We start from the raw sequence: 16490 nt of genomic DNA on the forward strand, positions 1-16490 counted from the left end.
CTATATTACTTTAGTAAAATAACAATGGTGCTATTTAATATACCTCATCAATCTTTGTGTCATAAACCACCGAGATTATTTATCAAAGGATCTCTATGACTCGTTTAGCCTCCCGCTTTGGCCAGGTGAACTCGGTTCGCCGTGACCGCCCCCTGACCCAAGATGAGTTAGCCTACTATGTCCCTAGCGTAGCATCGGCAGAAGTGGGAGTACCCCATTGCCAGCTCCCCGGCCTGAGCCTTGTACTCCATCCACAGCAGTTGCCGCGTCACGCCGGACTTTCTCATCTCGGTGTCGAAGTGAAGCAGATCCGGCATCACCCGCCCTGACAGCAGCGTGCTTTTTGCCGGGAATATCAACTTTTCAAGGGCGTCATGTGATATCGCTTCAGGTAAGGGCCATGGCAGTGACGTTGCATTAAAGCGTGATAGAACCTCAAAGACAGTTAATGAACTGATTTTCAGCGTCAGCCCGATGCAACGGTTGGTCAGCTTCTTGTCGAACTTGAACTGAAGGATCTTAAAACAGGTTTCCATGGGACTCCTGGCTTTTCTCTTTTTGGGCATCGATTCCTCCATTGGCGTAAAAATCAGCAATGGAGACCGTGCAAGAAAGAGTTAATTCCCGGAGTGATCGGAAAGATGCCAAACCGTGATCGATTTAGACGCCATTTTGCAATCGATATCAACCGCTTCCTTCTTATTTATCTGGGCACCAATAAATTAGCCGTGTGTTAGCAGGAATATGGCGAGTTCCCAGATGATGACGATGTGTTTCATCCACTGCGTAGTGCACTGGAGGCCTCATTTCAATCAGAGACCATATCCAGTAACATTTTCGATCAAGTACTCACTACAGATATTCCCCCTCAAATCTTAATATCAAGGTAATATTTATCGATGCGGCCAACAGATAATTGGCCTATAAGTCATTACATTGATTATTTTCCCTGTCCCATTTTGATTATCTCTTGTCCTGATAAAAAACAATCATACGGTGTTACTGCATAAAGCAGCCGAATGCGATAGTTATCACTACTCTGTGCTGACAACTGGCTAGCAGTAAACTCAGCCACGCTTAATTTTTTTCCCTTCTCGGCCGGGTTTGCAATATCTGCTGCTTTTTTCATCGGACTCATATGGTCAGGGGCTGAACCGTTAAAATCGGTAAATATTTGCACAGCCTGCTGTTGTGCTACTGCGCCCTCTGGACAGAGGGCCGCATAAGTATTACCTACCCCCATAAAAGCCATCGCTATACACCCTACTATTTTTTTCTTCATTTTTATTTCCTTATCACGATGTGGTGACATTCCCCGTATTCATGTTGTAGAACACAATATGGGGACAGGTTACTGTGTTTCTGAGCAATACCGAAAACTGGTATTTATTACGTGTTTCATAGAAACACACTTTTGATACCGGTTCTGGCCCATTTTGCATTCCGATATTTTTTGCATACACCTTATTAGAGTAATTATTGGCATAGGCTGATGTGAGGGGCAGGCACAACAAGGCACTAATAAGCAGAGTATTTGTTCTCATACGGGTAATCCTGCAAGATTGGAGGCGGCAATAAATCCGACCATCCAGCCAATAAATTGTGGTCCTATCGCCCAAAAAATACGGGCACCGATAACCTGTTGCGTGGTACCCAAAACCACATCAGGTCTTAACCATAGCCGCAATAAATTGCCAATGAAAATACCTAACGCGGGTACCAGGACAAAGGCCAGGACCGCTCCTGATGTATGTAAAAATCCCTGAATACTTGGGTCAAAATATGCTGCCAATATCCCTACCAGGCTTGACAGCGTTATACACATTGCAAGTGGCACAGCCTCTTCTCCTTTCATCCTCAAGTTCTAAGCGCCAGGTACAGATATCCCCCCAAGCACGAAACATTACCGATGCATTGCAATGCATCTATCGTATTGATTTAAAATCACTATTAATAAATTAAAACAGCTTATTTTTTTCAAAATAAGGTTTCGAACGAGTGTATCGACAGTGAGGAATGAAAGATAATTGGTAATACAGATCAATTTTCGTTTATTGATCTGTTTAACCGATCGATACACCGCAACAACGGCATATGCGGCTCTACAGGTCACATAAGAAGGCACTGTCATTCAGTGGTCTGGCCTGTCACGGACAGTCAGTCCAAGTGTTATAGAAAGCAAAGAAGAGATATTCATCAGTCAACCTTGAGACGGCTGGATGGGTTAAAAACCAGTCATTGATCGTGCCATGGAGTTCTGAGTATCTGTTTGAGGAAAGGTGTAAACAGGTGGATATCGTTCCATATTGCGCCAACGAGTAGAAAATCATCAATGCGAGTTGTTCACGTAATTGATGACAGGTTACCGCTCTGGCAATACGCTCAAGGTACCGATGACACCGAGTAAAACGTAAACGATCACATTCATTCATCAACAAGCTGAAATACGGACATGCTCTGTTAAGTAAGGGATAGTCATCAATATTCGTTGATGTACGGCCACGACGGTTATGCCTGTCTGAAGACCGGGATTTGAGAGTCGTCAGGGTTGGCAAGAGAAAACGGGGGAAAAGCATCAGGTCAGTCATTGCAACGCCATCAGACAACACGGAAACCATGCTTATCTGAAGGTAGCGTCGATGCGCACTCAGCCGTTGACCGGTATGCATGTCCCAGCCTGTACAGGCATTAAATTCAGCCTGACAGGTCTTTTTAAGCGCTTTTGTCGATGTGGTGGTATACACAGTAATATCCTTTTGGACAGGGCTTCCTCTCAACAACGCCATCACTTTGAGCCATACACACAGCTGAGGATATTAACGCAGTAGATAAGTCAGGCGAGTATGAGTAAAGGGAAGAAGATGATGAGGGCTGAATAGATAACGAATAGGTAATAACAAAAGAAAAGAGTAGGTCCATTTATTTAGCTATTCCGGGAGTCCTTTATTTTATTCAAGAGCCAGACTTCTACCTCACTTTTCAACCATCGTGAGCTCCGGCCAAGTTTAATCGGCTTTGGAAATAACCCGTCCTTTATCAGTTTATAAAACCATTTATCGGTAAGGCCTGTGAATTCAGTGATAAAGACCATATCGACCATTTGGTCATTAAGCAGAGATGTATTTGCAGATATCATGATGAGTTCTCTCCGGTGATGTTAAGGGAGAGCCGTACACAGAAAGGAATTAATGTTTTCTGGTATTGCTCATCAGATATCAGTTCGCCGTAATTAATGACTTTCAGGCCCGTCTCCTTGGTCTCCCTCTCCGGGTCCTCTCAGGTATAGTGCTGAATCGGGTATTGACTCCGTCAGGTTTTTGCTCAGTCTTTGCCATATAACTGAGAATATATTTCATGGTATTCATACCCACTTCATTACCGTATTCAGTTATTTCCTCACTCCTGACTTTATAATGACGCTGAGGAGTACACCTGTGAGCATAACCTTCTTTTTCAGTGACACTCTTCCAGAGTTTCTCTATCTCCTGAAATACTGGCCAGGCTTTATTACGTAACTGTGCATTGATGAATATTGCACAGTGAACATGATGTCGGTGGCCTATTCCGTATTCTGCCACCCAAGCATAACCGGCAATGCCGTTGATATCTATTAATCGGTTTTCCAACTGAACCATATCGGCACACATTCCATGTACATCCTGGCGAGTGAATTCAGACAAGTGGCTCAGATAGGCGAAATCCACTCTCAGCAGTATAAGTTTTGAATATTTATTGAAGAGATTATCAACATGACGGTGTAATTCGGATTCAAGCTCAGGATATGTCTGGTGGTTGGGGTTTGTAATACGGTGTGTTCTCATGGTGTACTCCTCATTATGTCGTTTCATGAACATGTGAGTGAGACGTAAGTTTTAATATGATTGATGTCGGTGACGGTTTGAATGGGTTTGTTTGTGTGGGTTAATAATCATAAAGAGGTGGGCATTTCTTCAGAATAACAGTAATAACCTTATTTAATCATAACTGACACAAACCGTGGGTTGTGGCATATCGGGTTTTAGTTTTATCCCTCCTCTGATATTATCAGGCATCAGTGATAGAACAAATCTCACTGTATTCGTGATGGTCTGTATGACTATACCGTATTATTTAAATCAAAAAATCCCTCACTGGAAACTGACGTTCATCGTGATGTGCTGAACAGACAATCCAATCGGTCACGCTAAATTTTCGATAAAATCCCGGTAATTTTGTGATAAAACAACCATAAAGTCACTTCAAATGACGGTAAAATCACGGTGTGATTACCTGTAAAATGGATGGCTGCTAATGGATTGTTATGATTATGTTTCGGAAAAGGATATCAGGAAATGTCAGTATTATGTCCGTTATATGGAAAGCCGGGAACGTTCAGGAATAAGTTCCCCAGAGTTTTTTGACTGGCAAAACAAATCTGGAAATATGGAGGAAATACGTACATGGATTGATGATGAACTTAATTATCATTTTGAAAGGGATGTGCGCGATATAAAAAGATTTGTAAGCAAGATGGAGTCTTCCTGCAAAGATGAAATATTGTCCCTGACAGAGTTTGACTGGATTAAAAATAATAAAAGGATTTGTTTATGGCTATGGCATAAAATTATTCGCTATAGTTACAGACGTGGTGATGCATTTCCAGAACACAGGGGGAGATTTGAAGCTCTGGTTGAACATTTTGATTCTCTGAATGAATCAGGCAACCAAAAAAAAGAATTACTCAGCAATTTCAGAAGTGACTGGCAAAGAAATGGAAATATATCTGACCCATTTATTAATGAAAGTGAAGAGGCAATAAATTATCTGTGGGATTCCGCCGCAAAATTGCATAGTAATATCATTCGATATTTCTCGCCCATTACTGATGACGATAGGAAAATATGCCTGACCGGTTTTTATGATTGTGTTATGGATACCCCAGAGAAAAAAGAGTTGTTTCTGAGAAAAATTAAAAGCGCACTGTCTTCGCGTAAACACCGAAAAAAGGCAGGTAAGGGCCATATTAATAAGAAGTTTTTACTGTCTCTGGAGAATGATAAAAATCTGAATGACATGATTGCACTCGCTGGTGCCAAACGGGATGATTTTATGAATCGCCTGATTGCTGAAGAATATGAACGGCGTAAAATTACGAACAGACAATCTTAAATAATTTTCAGTTATATATTACCCCAGTGAATCCCTGAGGAATACATCTGTATTCCTCTTATTTTAAATATTCACAAAGGTGATATCTATGGACGAAAAGTCAGCGCTAAAGCTATTACATTCCTCCCTTGAACTCCTGCCATCTGCTGTGACCCGGAGAGTTACTCAACATCTTGAGGGGATTATCAATTATGAGCCCGTCATCGGTATCATGGGTAAAACCGGTGCAGGGAAGTCAAGTCTCTGTAATGCAATATTCTCTCAACCACTCTCACCCACCAGCAATGTGCATGCCTGTACGCGGAAGGCGAAATCTTTCCGACTCAGCGTTGGCTCCCGGCAGATGACCATTATTGACTTACCTGGAGTCGGTGAGAGCAGTGACAGAGATAAAGAATATCAAGACCTCTATGAACAGTGGTTACCCAAACTAGATCTGATTATATGGGTGATAAAAGCGGATGACCGCGCGCTTTCTGTCGATCAACATTTTTACCAGAATGTCATATGCGCAGCCCCGGAATATCAAGACAAAGTTGTTTTTGTCTTGAATCAGGTTGATAAAATTGAGCCCTGCAGAGAATGGGACAGTATTCAAAATTGTCCGTCCTCAGAACAGAAAAACACTATTGCGCTAAAAATACGCGCAGTTGAAGGCGCTATGGGATATCCACGCCATGCTATTAAGGCAGTATCAGCCGTTTATGGTTATAACCTTCCAGCAATGATAGAAAATATTATCTATGCTTTACCCCGCACCGCCACCAGCTGTTTTACCACACAAATCAGACCTGCATTTAAATCTGAATCGATTGAAAAAAAGGCCCGACAGGATTTTAGTGAAACGATGGAGCACGCCTTTGACCGGGCAGTGGAACAGATAACCTTGCCAAAATTAGTGATAAAAGCGGTTAAGGCAGCAAGGGATGCGATTGTTTCAATGGCATCGTCACTCTGGTCTTTCTTCTTTTGATTTTATATCTCCAAGCATGCTCTTTGGCCCAGCACGACCTACACACACCCCCATTTTAAAGCCTGCATACCTGAATCCACTTCATCACATATTAGCCACTTCGCTATAGAAGTGGCTTTTTATACCCATATTTATTAAGGAAATTATCATGACACGATTAGCGTCCCGCTTTGGTCGGGTGAACTCGGTTCGCCGCGACCGCCCCCTGACCCACGATGAACTGGCCTACTATGTCCCAAGTGTATTTGGCGAAGACAAGCATGCCTCCCGCAGTTCGCGATATTCCTACATTCCCACGATTACCTTGTTGGATAAATTGCGTGAAGAAGGCTTTGTGCCGTTCTTTGCCTGCCAGACCCGAGTGCGGGACCTGGATAAACGTGAGCACACCAAGCATATGGTGCGGCTACGCCGAACGGGGCAAATCACGCAGAGAGAAGTGCAAGAGATTGTTCTGCTCAACAGTCACGATGGTTCGAGTAGCTACCAGATGTTGCCGGGTATGTTCCGCGAAATTTGCAGCAACGGCCTGGTCTGTGGTCTGAGTTTTGGTGAAATTCGTGTACCGCACAAAGGGGCCACGGTGCTGGAAAAGGTGATTGAAGGGGCCTACGAAGTACTGGGGATATTTGACCAGATAGAAGAAAGTCGTGAAAGCATGCAGGCATTAACGCTGTCAGCAGAGCACCAGTATGCACTGGCCCATGCTGCACTGACCTACCGTTACGGCGAGGAGCACCATCCGGTCACGGAGTCCCAAATCCTGATGCCCCGTCGCTGGGTAGATAAAAAAGATGACCTCTGGACCACATTCCAGCGTGTGCAGGAGAATCTGACCAAAGGCGGCTTACAGGGCAAGAGCACCAGAGGACAACGTGCCCGAACCCGCGCCATCAGTGGTATCGATGGTGATATCAAACTTAACCGCGCACTGTGGGTCATGGCGGAGCAGATGAAACAGTCTCTGTAACAGGGATGACACCTTGGCGATTATGATCGTTTTAACCGATCAATATTGCTGATATTGATCTGTAGAATCGATTATCTTTTATGCAACCCTGCCGATACACTTTGTTTATATCCATCGTCAGGCTGAATACTTCAGCAAAAAATAATGTATTACAGACTTTCTGGTTGAAGGCACGAATAAATGAAAAAGGGGTTTTTGGCTATTTTATTATTTCCTGTCGCTCATCAGAGACTGACTTTTGGCGATGACCAACCGGAGAGCAATGACGGGGGAATACGGCATATTGGGGAGCGGTCAGTCACAATTCTAGCCAGGTGATGTTATTCATAAAATACACTCAGGGATGCGGGGTCTCAAATCCTATGGGTACCAAACTGTTTTGGCTGGTTGAGCCGTAGTGAATGAGATTAATGACCGGCGCGTTATTGGTATTGAAATAACACGCCTGTTCTTAAGCGCGTTTATATCAAGTACGCCGTCTGTATTATGTAGAGATCGATTAATTGAACCCAAGATAAATAATGTATTACGTGACCAAAATAGTGCCGTTGATGGGCGACGTTTTCGGTAATACTGCCGATAAAGTCCCCCTCGAACATGACTGATATCTAGATATCAACATTAGACAATAAATGACGCAATAAAAAATCTTACTTTGATACGGTAACGCTATTCAGCCTTGCCGGGCAGAGTGTTGTTGTTACCTCACTGATTAAGGATAAAAAATGAAAGAATGGTTCTATGAAAAGAATGGGCAGCGCCATGGTCCGATAATGGAAACGGATATGGCCGTACTGATCACCCATGGCACGCTGGTTGCGACAACATTAGTCTGGCAACAAGGGTGGGATGAATGGATACCCTTAAGTACCACCGTATTATCCGCCTCACTGAGCCAGCGCAGAGCGCCCCCCGCACTGCCGAGTCACAACGTCAGTAATACCGTCATCTGGATATTGGCCTTTGCTCCCCTGATAGGCTTTATGTTGGAGGCTTTCATCGCAGGAGCGACGACGGGGGATGAAGATGCGGCTATGGAGACCTTATTCAGTGGTCAATTCTGGTATATCACTCTTCTTTTAAATATTGCGCTCAGTTACTGGGATGAACGTAATCTGAAAAAAGCAGGGATCGATACCTCAGGCTACGGGAAACTCGCCTGGTTTGTTCCCGTCTATCTCTGGAAACGCGCCCAAGCCCTGACACAAAAGCCTGTATATTTCTGGGTCTGGGTAGTCACCTATATTCTGACACTCCTTACTTTGATAGGAAGTTGAGCCTCTTCGGCCTCAACCATATAACTGACAGCAAGTCTTAGCGGACTAACGCTTATCGTCATTCTGTACTGCTAATATATCCATCAATACAGGGTGATTAATACATTAATATTAATCACCATCATAAATCCGCCCTTCCTAAATAGTTCCCTCCTTACGGATTGTCTTCCCTATAATACATCGCACTCAAATTTATAAATACACCGTAATAAGGAAGCAGATACCTAATACAAGGGGTTCTGCTTTTATACCGTTATTGGCAATTAACCAACATACCCATTCTCACTACAGAGCCACTCTCCCACTGGAGAGCGGTTTTTTGTATTATGGAGGTTACCGCCCCGGTGAAGTCAGTCGGTGCAGGTTAATGTGCGCAGGCGGTGACTGGCCTGTCTGTTTTGACGCTGATGGTTACGCACAATATTGCCCCCAACGGCAACTGATTTTTACCGCATCTCGGTCATCACACGACTGATAATTAATCGTATCTAAACGCACTCCCGCGGTAAGTACTTACTCACTTTTATCACCCTACAAACAGACTCCCCGGTTTTCCGGTGGGGCCTGTTTTGTTATTAACCGTTTATGACACAAGGATTTTCCCCATGAACCAACACCTCAATGCCGAAACAAGCGGACTCACTGCCACCCTAATTTCTGATGCGCAGCGCATTCATTTTTGGTCAAAACACTTTGGTCAGGCACCCAAATGGGCGTTGATTGAACCACAGGTTTTTCGTTGGCTGGACCGGTTGTGTGACGACTACCGCGGCGACTTTTGGGACTTCTACACCTTGCCCAACGGCGGGGCATTTATGGTGCCGGGCACGGAGCAAGACTATGTGTTGTTTAACGCGCTCAATGGCAATGGTGCCACTGTCAGTCGTGAAGCCGCGGGTATCACCGCCTGCCTGATGACCTACAGCCACTGTGCCTGCAGCACTGAAAGTGAGTCCATGACAGACCACTTTTACCGATTGCGCGAATATGCCTTACAACACCCTGAAAGCCAGGCCATTTTTGACTTGATTGACTGATGAACAGGAGTTCCCCCATGCCACATCAGCCTATGCTGGCTTCACTCCCCACCTTGCCTTTTGCCCAGCAACAGATTATCAGCCAGGCACTCGCGATACTGGAAACCCAACTCCGACACCGTCCCTACACCTTGACCTCACCCGAGGCAGTGAAAGCCTGGCTGCAACTTCATCTTCGTCCTCAGGGGCAGGAGTGTTTTATGGTGCTCTTTTTGGACAACCGCCACCGCTTGATGGCCAGTGAAACCGTTTCTGTCGGCACCTTTAATGCCACCACAGTGTACCCCCGCGAAGTTGTTATTCGGGCACTGCACCACCGCTGTGCTGCCGTAGTCATCGCCCACAATCATCCGGCCGGAGACCCCACTCCGAGCCAGGCTGACCGCACACTAACTACCCGGCTGGTTAATGCGCTGAACATGGTCGACATCCGCGTACTGGACCACCTGATTATCGGTGAAAGCGAGCCGGTTTCGTTAGCCGAGTTGGGGTGGCTGCCATGTTAGCGACTATCCAACAAACCAACATCCTGACTCTTCGCGGTCTGCAATGCAGCACCGCACATATCACCGAGGGCGACAATGCGCTGCTGTACCGGATATCCCATTGTCAGGTGGCATTCGGCGATGGCGAATGGATCCATTTTACCGCCACAGGCTATCTGATTCGACTTAATGCCTGGAACCACCCGGTATTGCGACTCAGACAGTTGGGCCTCTCCAAAGCCTGCCGCTGTCTGGTCACCACATTAATGAAACACCATGGGCTAACCTACCTGCATATTGATGCTCTGGGCGATGTGTTGCCCGGTTTTGCCACGTTTGACTGGTGATACCACCGCTCGTCTCCTGACGTAATCCCGCATTATCCACATTGAGAACATCCCCATGAAACCACGTCCCACCCCACCGGGCGCATTGACCGTGCCTGCGATTTATCAACAACTGCTCGCTTTTCTGCTGGAGCACCACTACGGCCTGAGCCTCAACGATACGCCCTATCACGATGAACAGGCGATTGCACAGCAGATTGAGCATGGCGTCACGGTACGAGAAACCGTCAATGAACTGGTGGAGAAATTTGACCTGGTACGCATTGACCGATCTGGATTCAGCATGATGGCACAGGACCCGACTTTGAACGGTGGGGATATGTTACGCGCACGCAGTGCATTGGGACTACGCAACCCTGTCATTAGACGCCTTGCTTGATTATCCCACATTAACCTCTGTGATCCGTCGATACGCAAGCCTCGACCGCTGGCGTTTTACTTTTTCAAGGAGTTCTGACAATGAAGGAAACCCAATCTAATGCCACCAGCAACGACAGCACTCCGTCGCCTGTCTGGGGCCTGCAATCTGCTATCACGCCCCGCCTGGGAGCCCGGTTGGTCCAGCAGGGTAATCACCTGCATTTTCTAGCAGACCGTGCCGGTTTTGTCGGCACATTTGAACCTGATGCGCTTAAAACACTGGATACTGCTTTCCCGGTGCTAATTGAACAGTTGGAAGCCTGCCTGCGGTCTGGTGAACTCGATCAACGCCGTAAGCATTGCGTCACCGTGCAGCACGCCAGTTTTACCTGCGATGCCGATACGTTAGGTAGCTTTGGCCACATCTATATCGCTGTTTATCAGACAACACCGCCCAACCCGGTATAAGCCGTAAGCCCTCACACACCCCCCAACCTTTAACCCTGCCTGCGATGACGCGGGCACTTTGTTTCTAAGGAATTCAGCGATGCCAACCACATTGAATACCGTCATTGAACCTGAAGTTTTAACTGACCACACCGATGTTATCTGCTCCACCAGCATTGAACGTATCATCACCGTGCGTAACACCGCGCTGGTGCAGATTGAAGCGCTTATCCACCAGCTTGAGGATATCTCGGCCATCACCAACAGCATTGGCGGTGGAATTGCAAAGGACTGGGCCATGCGACAAGATTTCCGCTGCGGCAGCTGGCTCATGGAGAAAACAGAAACGGGCATGAAAGCGATTACCCGCAATCTCGATCGCAGTATATGGCGAGATCTGATGGTGAAATCAGGGATGCTGAGCCTGATGGATGCTCAGGCGCGTGATCAGTGGTACAGGAACCTTGAGGGAGATAGTATTCCTGCCATCAGCGAAGCCAACATACTCAGTACCTTTGAGCAACTCCACCAGCAGAAAGACGACGTATTTGAACGCGGGGTCATCAATTTATTCAAAGGATTATCCTGGCACTTTAAAACCAACAGTCCATGCCAATTTGGCAAAAAAATAATCATGAGCAATTTGGTCAGTTGCAACCGATGGGGCTTTACCTTGAACCACGGTTACCGGCGAGACCAGTTGGCAGATCTAGAGCGCATGTTGCACTTGCTGGACGGTAAAGCGATCCCTGACAACCGGGGAGATGTGACAAGCCGATTGTATGAGCATATTCGTGCCAATCCGCATATAGCGAAAGTTTATGAAGACGATTACTTTTCGATAAAATACTTCATGAAGGGATCTGCGCACTTGGTCTTTAAACGATCAGACTTAGTGAATAATATGAATGATATTGTGGCGAAGCACTATCCAGAGATGCTGGCAACTCGCGTGTAAGTATTGCACCTAACATGCTACTGTCATCAAGTCATATCGCGGTTTGGTTACTACAACTTTTCTCCCATACTAGCCTGTGCAATAGCCACAAAAGTTAGCGAGGGTACAAATATGGGCACAAAAATAATCGAATTATATAAAATAGTTATATTACATGAAGATAATATCAAAGGGCGATTCCGAGTCCGGCACCACTATTTATAAGGCCTCGCTGCAAAGCGGGGCTTTTTCGTATCTGGATTCTGCTCTATTTCCTCTCCGACTCCCTACCCATTACTGACACGATTTCAATAGATTTCCCCCTGTAAGCATCCCACACAAACGAACTATTCAATTTTAGAGATCTTGCGACATATTGATGATTTGTGCGGCGGAGAAACCTCTCTTCATAAGCAATGTCCTTATATCGTGGATGAGCTATTACCAGAATAGCCGTGTATTCGTTTTTTGAAGAGCAGCTCGGGGTTAACCAACCCANCCAAAATAATAAAAACAAAAAAAGAGGTACTGCTTTCGCGCCAGGTGGCAGATTAATTTACTGTGGGGCAGGCACTTCTGGTCGCTTGGTGATGTTGGATGCGAGCGAATGCCCGCCAACTTATGGTACGCTGCGAGAAATGGTCGTAGGGCTGATCGCTGGCGGTAATACTGCTATTTTACAGGCAGTTGAAAATGCAAAAGATAGCCGCACACCTTATGTATTGGGGGCTATGGCCTATGCACGCCATGTTGGCGCTAGCGTAGTGGCAATTTCCTGTAATCAAAATAGTGAAATGAGTAAAGCGGCAGATATCGCCATTGAACCGCTGGTCGGCTCGGAAGTTGTCACCGGATCATCACGGATGAAGGCAGGGAACGCGCAGAAATTAATTCTGAATATGCTGACAGCCGGCGCCATGATCCGTAGCGGCAAGGTTTATAGCAATCTGATGGTGGATGTTGAGGCGACAAACGCCAAACTGGTGCAACGTCAGGTCGATATTGTTGTTCAGGCGACGGAGTGTTCCTCCGAAAAGGCGGAACAGGCACTCAATGAGTGCAACCGACACTGTAAAACAGCCATTATGATGATCCTAAGGGGTATGTCTGCTGAGGAAACTAGCGCTATCCTTAACAAAAATAAGGGATTTATCCGTAAAGCGCTACAGGAGATTAAAGTATAACCATGGCGAAAATAACCGGCACTACGATAGACCAAATTTTACTCTTCACCGGCGGGAGTAAAAATATCATTGTCTGCGGAAACTGCATGACAAGGCTCCGCCTCACCTTAAAAGACCGTCAACTGATACAACATGACGACCTGAAAAAAATCCCTGGGGTGATGGGGGTGGTGAACAGCGATGATCAACTGCAAATCATTCTCGGGCCGGGCAAAGCCCAGACCGCCAGCGAGATGATGAACAAGCTCCTGGGTTCTGAACCGCAGCAGGGACATGAAAGTGCTCAGGATGTTGATTTGCAGGTGCTGGCCAGCCAGACAAAACAGCAAATGAAAGCGAAACAAAAAAGCGCTGTTCATAGTTTTCTGACCAAATTCGCCACCATTTTTACCCCGCTCATTCCAGGGTTCATTGCCGCAGGATTACTATTGGGGATAGCAACATTGCTCCAGCAGACACTGGCAGTGGACGGCGTTATTCAGTCTCCGTGGCTGGCGGCACTGATTGCATACATGAAAGTATTTAGCATCGGTTTGTTCACTTTCCTTAGCATTCTGATTGGCTTTAATACACAGCAAGCCTTTGGTGGGACGGGGGTTAACGGCGCAATTATCGCTTCGCTATTTATTTTACGCTATGTGCCGGAAGGTACCATCGGCTACTACGGTGGCATGGAAAACTTCTTTGGTCTGGCAATTGACCCGCGCGGCAATATCATTGGGGTTCTGTTGGCCTGTATCTTGGGCGCATGGATTGAGCGACAGGTGCGCCGTTTTATCCCTGATAATCTGGATATGATCCTGACATCGGCGATAACTTTACTCGCTACAGGAGCAATCACTTTCGTTGTTATCATGCCAGTGGGTGGCGAACTGTTTAAGGGGATGTCATGGCTGTTTATGCATTTGAATGGTAACCCGTTTGGTACTGCCATTCTGGCAGGGTTATTCCTGATTGCAGTGGTGTTTGGTATCCACCAAGGGTTTGTTCCGGTCTATTTCGCCTTAATGGATGCACAAGGATTTAACTCATTATTCCCTATTCTGGCCATGGCGGGTGCCGGTCAGGTGGGTGCGGCACTGGCACTTTATGCTCGTTCGCCAAAAGGTTCAGTCCTGCGAACACAGATTAAAGGGGCTATTTTCCCTGGGCTACTGGGGATCGGTGAGCCGCTTATTTATGGCGTAACGTTACCACGCCTGAAGCCTTTTATTACCGCATGTTTAGGCGGTGCTGTCGGCGGCTTCTTTATTGGCCTTGTTGCCTGGTTGGGGTTACCGGTGGGCCTGAATACCGTGTTTGGCCCATCTGGCTTGGTATCTATTCCTCTGATGACATCAGCCCAAGGTATTTTCGCCGGGATGCTGGTGTATGTGGCTGGTCTGGTTATTTCGTATATTTCCGGGTTTATCCTGACGTGGCTTTTCGGGCATAAGGATGTCGATTTAAGTTGATCTCGTGCTAAACGGTTTGGCCCTGCCCGGCAGGGCCAGCTGAAATCTTTCCGTTATTTCTATTATTCCCATCCCCATATCAACCGAACTCACCTGTTACTATCGACACCAAGCCTAGATGACCGACTCATCCAGCCAGAATGTTAGCAAGCCGCGACTGATGAGCGCCTTGTTGTAGGCTGTCCAATGGGTGATTTCGAACCTTTGTTTTGCCACGAGATACTGCAATATCATCAGAAATGTGGTGATCCCAACCTGATTAGGGCTAAAAGTTCGATTTATTCAACAAAGATCTTATCTTTATAACTCAGTGAGTTGACTGATAATTAAGTGCCTTCGCTAATTTAGAATCCGGTTTCGCCAGTTTATCTAAACGCTTTTCATCAATGCTGTTCATCTGGCCTAAAGCTCTTGCCGTTTGACCTGAATGCCCTATCAGTTGCTGCTTGGGTACATTCACCATCAGGGTTGCTGCGTCTTCCAGAGCCTTGATATAGTCATCTTGCTTATGCAAATTATAACGTTTTAAATCCATCTTACTGCGTAATAGCTGTCCCCAATAAAACTCGAGGAAAGGTATTTCCTTATAAGGCTTACCCGTTTCAGGGTTAAGATTTTTATCAGACTTATCGTAAGATATACCGCGTAGATAATAGAGTATTGAGCGATATGGATCGTCCTGAAAAGCACTCGTGCCCAGAGTTGCAGGCAATTGAGAGAAAGTAATTGGTTTCCCCTCGGCATCAATAGGGAGAAAATGTTTAAGTTCAGTCATCTGTTGTTCGAACTGAGCTTGAGTAAATAACGTTCCGTCGTTGTCACGGCTTATATTCTGCCCGACCAGTACGCTTAAGGTCACATCACCGCCGCCACCGGATGCATCCCAGAAGCTGTTAAATGCATGATGACCATCAGTCAGGTAAAGTTTCCCCATTGGTCCGATATCAACCGTGTTCATATCAGCTTTATTGGTTCCTATAGCCTGTTTACAGGTATATGAAGTGGGATCTTTCGGTGTTGATGACAGGCTATATTTAGCCAGTTTCCCCGCCCCTTGAACTTTACACAAATCATTGAATAAGTGCTTTGAATCGCTAGCATAATCAGCCAAATCACCTGCAATCTGGAGCTTACCTACGGTTATTTGGGTCGGATGCAACTCACTGAGCTTAATTTGAATAACATCGCCGGGTTTAGTGAGTAAGTCGTTATGGGGCAGAGATTGTGCCGCGCACAAATTAGCAGAATAGAGTATTAGTCCACAAAATAATAAAATAGAGGTCGAAAACAACTCGCTAGCCCATCTTACCTGGGTAGCTCCAGCCTGATATAAGTAATTTTTGCTCAAAGACACATTGAACTCCTCCAGTGGACATTAACATTTCCTACCAATTTCATTGGCATATTGATTAAGCGTAGAATATCTCCCCCTCGCAGCAGCACGTACTGCGAACATTATCTGGCGTTTATAGCAGTTGATACCCTATTTGCAATACCAGCGTAGGTTCCAGAGGATAATAATGCCCCGAAAATATCGACCATGAAACTAGCGTATCAATTAACCTGCCAGATAAAGAGATGCTTCAGCTTATCAGATGTTGCATTGAAAGCCATGTGCAATAAAACCACCATTTACCCTAGTTTGTGATGCAGAAGTATTAGGATCATAAAAGTCTCCATTTTGAGCCAAAGCAGCAGATCTGCATGCTGCAACAATGGTTAATATAGTGATGAGTTTTTAATTATTCACTCTCTGATTATAATAAGGGACGTGTAAACACGACGCTTTGCCCTATTGATTGATGTGGTAATCCATCTGTCAATCAATACAGGGGAACTTAAATAAACGCTGGTATAACTTAAAAATTTAT

At 45.7% G+C, this 16490-nt stretch carries 17 protein-coding genes and 3 pseudogenes; 13 read left to right on the top strand and 7 right to left on the bottom strand.

Annotated features, from left to right (window positions below; translation table 11 throughout):
* Positions 1–95 precede the first annotated feature (95 nt).
* A pseudogene (locus V1952_RS13180) lies at positions 96–203 on the top strand (DUF945 domain-containing protein); the annotation flags it as partial.
* Here V1952_RS13180 and V1952_RS13185 read toward each other — a convergent pair.
* From V1952_RS13185 to V1952_RS13210, 6 genes and pseudogenes are all read right to left on the bottom strand, one after another.
* Positions 183–536: pseudogene (locus V1952_RS13185) on the bottom strand (IS21 family transposase); the annotation flags it as partial. The pseudogenes V1952_RS13180 and V1952_RS13185 overlap by 21 nt on opposite strands.
* 404 nt (positions 537–940) lie before the next feature.
* Entirely contained in the window at positions 941–1282 is a 342-nt protein-coding gene (locus V1952_RS13190) for a hypothetical protein (protein ID WP_087784528.1), read from the bottom strand.
* Positions 1283–1540: 258 nt separating this feature from the next.
* Complete coding sequence (locus V1952_RS13195; protein WP_420074882.1) at positions 1541–1837, bottom strand: permease; 297 nt, start codon at positions 1835–1837, stop codon at positions 1541–1543.
* A gap of 310 nt (positions 1838–2147) precedes the next feature.
* A complete protein-coding gene (locus V1952_RS13200; RefSeq protein WP_420074883.1) occupies positions 2148–2744 on the bottom strand; it encodes a hypothetical protein in 597 nt (198 codons plus the stop codon).
* Between the two features lie 179 nt (positions 2745–2923).
* Positions 2924–3136, bottom strand: coding sequence for a helix-turn-helix transcriptional regulator (locus V1952_RS13205; RefSeq protein WP_057532581.1), 213 nt, complete (start codon positions 3134–3136; stop codon positions 2924–2926).
* Between the two features lie 103 nt (positions 3137–3239).
* The gene (locus tag V1952_RS13210) at positions 3240–3821 is read right to left on the bottom strand and encodes an inovirus-type Gp2 protein (protein WP_181876417.1); all 582 of its coding nucleotides are present in this window, start codon (positions 3819–3821) and stop codon (positions 3240–3242) included.
* 469 nt (positions 3822–4290) lie between these two features.
* Between V1952_RS13210 and V1952_RS13215 the strand changes: the two genes are divergently transcribed.
* The 12 genes and pseudogenes from V1952_RS13215 to murP all read left to right on the top strand — a co-directional run bounded on the left by V1952_RS13215 (position 4291) and on the right by murP (position 14619).
* Entirely contained in the window at positions 4291–5148 is an 858-nt protein-coding gene (locus V1952_RS13215; protein WP_420074884.1) for a hypothetical protein, read from the top strand.
* An 88-nt stretch (positions 5149–5236) separates the two neighbouring features.
* Entirely contained in the window at positions 5237–6121 is an 885-nt protein-coding gene (locus tag V1952_RS13220; RefSeq protein ID WP_420074885.1) for a GTPase family protein, read from the top strand.
* A 148-nt stretch (positions 6122–6269) separates the two neighbouring features.
* Entirely contained in the window at positions 6270–7091 is an 822-nt protein-coding gene (locus V1952_RS13225) for a DUF932 domain-containing protein (protein WP_420074886.1), read from the top strand.
* A 725-nt stretch (positions 7092–7816) separates the two neighbouring features.
* Entirely contained in the window at positions 7817–8368 is a 552-nt protein-coding gene (locus V1952_RS13230) for a DUF4339 domain-containing protein (protein WP_420074887.1), read from the top strand.
* 605 nt (positions 8369–8973) lie between these two features.
* Positions 8974–9405, top strand: coding sequence for an antirestriction protein (locus V1952_RS13235; RefSeq protein WP_420074888.1), 432 nt, complete (start codon positions 8974–8976; stop codon positions 9403–9405).
* 32 nt (positions 9406–9437) lie between these two features.
* Positions 9438–9911 (top strand): RadC family protein, encoded by a 474-nt coding sequence (radC, locus tag V1952_RS13240; RefSeq protein WP_420074893.1) that lies wholly within the window; start codon positions 9438–9440, stop codon positions 9909–9911.
* Positions 9905–10237, top strand: coding sequence for a DUF5983 family protein (locus tag V1952_RS13245; RefSeq protein ID WP_420074889.1), 333 nt, complete (start codon positions 9905–9907; stop codon positions 10235–10237). The genes radC and V1952_RS13245 overlap by 7 nt, the downstream gene beginning before the upstream one ends.
* Positions 10238–10292: 55 nt before the next feature.
* Positions 10293–10616, top strand: a complete 324-nt coding sequence (locus V1952_RS13250; protein WP_050321376.1) for a TA system toxin CbtA family protein — start codon at positions 10293–10295, stop codon at positions 10614–10616.
* Between the two features lie 80 nt (positions 10617–10696).
* Positions 10697–11065, top strand: coding sequence for a type IV toxin-antitoxin system YeeU family antitoxin (locus tag V1952_RS13255; protein WP_420074890.1), 369 nt, complete (start codon positions 10697–10699; stop codon positions 11063–11065).
* 79 nt (positions 11066–11144) lie between these two features.
* Positions 11145–12002 (top strand): DUF4942 domain-containing protein, encoded by an 858-nt coding sequence (locus V1952_RS13260; protein WP_420074891.1) that lies wholly within the window; start codon positions 11145–11147, stop codon positions 12000–12002.
* Between the two features lie 509 nt (positions 12003–12511).
* Positions 12512–13165 (top strand): annotated as a pseudogene (locus tag V1952_RS13265) (N-acetylmuramic acid 6-phosphate etherase); the annotation flags it as partial.
* A 2-nt stretch (positions 13166–13167) separates the two neighbouring features.
* Positions 13168–14619, top strand: coding sequence for a PTS N-acetylmuramic acid transporter subunit IIBC (gene murP / locus V1952_RS13270; RefSeq protein ID WP_420074892.1), 1452 nt, complete (start codon positions 13168–13170; stop codon positions 14617–14619).
* 307 nt (positions 14620–14926) lie between these two features.
* Here murP and V1952_RS13275 read toward each other — a convergent pair whose 3' ends face one another.
* Entirely contained in the window at positions 14927–15973 is a 1047-nt protein-coding gene (locus tag V1952_RS13275; protein ID WP_420071877.1) for a ParB-like protein, read from the bottom strand.
* Positions 15974–16490: the final 517 nt, after the last annotated feature.

Source organism: Yersinia sp. 2542 StPb PI (assembly GCF_048593855.1).
In the GTDB taxonomy this organism is placed as follows: domain Bacteria; phylum Pseudomonadota; class Gammaproteobacteria; order Enterobacterales; family Enterobacteriaceae; genus Yersinia; species Yersinia enterocolitica_E.

What these genes read in the sequence shown, in the direction of transcription:
- V1952_RS13190 (WP_087784528.1), bottom strand. Translation starts at nt 1,282, where the DNA reads ATGAAGAAAAAAATAGTAGGGTGTATAGCGATGGCTTTTATGGGGGTA.
- V1952_RS13205 (WP_057532581.1), bottom strand. Translation starts at nt 3,136, where the DNA reads ATGATATCTGCAAATACATCTCTGCTTAATGACCAAATGGTCGATATG.
- V1952_RS13210 (WP_181876417.1), bottom strand. Translation starts at nt 3,821, where the DNA reads ATGAGAACACACCGTATTACAAACCCCAACCACCAGACATATCCTGAG.
- V1952_RS13215 (WP_420074884.1), top strand. Translation starts at nt 4,291, where the DNA reads ATGGATTGTTATGATTATGTTTCGGAAAAGGATATCAGGAAATGTCAG.
- V1952_RS13220 (WP_420074885.1), top strand. Translation starts at nt 5,237, where the DNA reads ATGGACGAAAAGTCAGCGCTAAAGCTATTACATTCCTCCCTTGAACTC.
- V1952_RS13225 (WP_420074886.1), top strand. Translation starts at nt 6,270, where the DNA reads ATGACACGATTAGCGTCCCGCTTTGGTCGGGTGAACTCGGTTCGCCGC.
- V1952_RS13230 (WP_420074887.1), top strand. Translation starts at nt 7,817, where the DNA reads ATGAAAGAATGGTTCTATGAAAAGAATGGGCAGCGCCATGGTCCGATA.
- V1952_RS13235 (WP_420074888.1), top strand. Translation starts at nt 8,974, where the DNA reads ATGAACCAACACCTCAATGCCGAAACAAGCGGACTCACTGCCACCCTA.
- radC (WP_420074893.1), top strand. Translation starts at nt 9,438, where the DNA reads ATGCTGGCTTCACTCCCCACCTTGCCTTTTGCCCAGCAACAGATTATC.
- V1952_RS13245 (WP_420074889.1), top strand. Translation starts at nt 9,905, where the DNA reads ATGTTAGCGACTATCCAACAAACCAACATCCTGACTCTTCGCGGTCTG.
- V1952_RS13250 (WP_050321376.1), top strand. Translation starts at nt 10,293, where the DNA reads ATGAAACCACGTCCCACCCCACCGGGCGCATTGACCGTGCCTGCGATT.
- V1952_RS13255 (WP_420074890.1), top strand. Translation starts at nt 10,697, where the DNA reads ATGAAGGAAACCCAATCTAATGCCACCAGCAACGACAGCACTCCGTCG.
- V1952_RS13260 (WP_420074891.1), top strand. Translation starts at nt 11,145, where the DNA reads ATGCCAACCACATTGAATACCGTCATTGAACCTGAAGTTTTAACTGAC.
- murP (WP_420074892.1), top strand. Translation starts at nt 13,168, where the DNA reads ATGGCGAAAATAACCGGCACTACGATAGACCAAATTTTACTCTTCACC.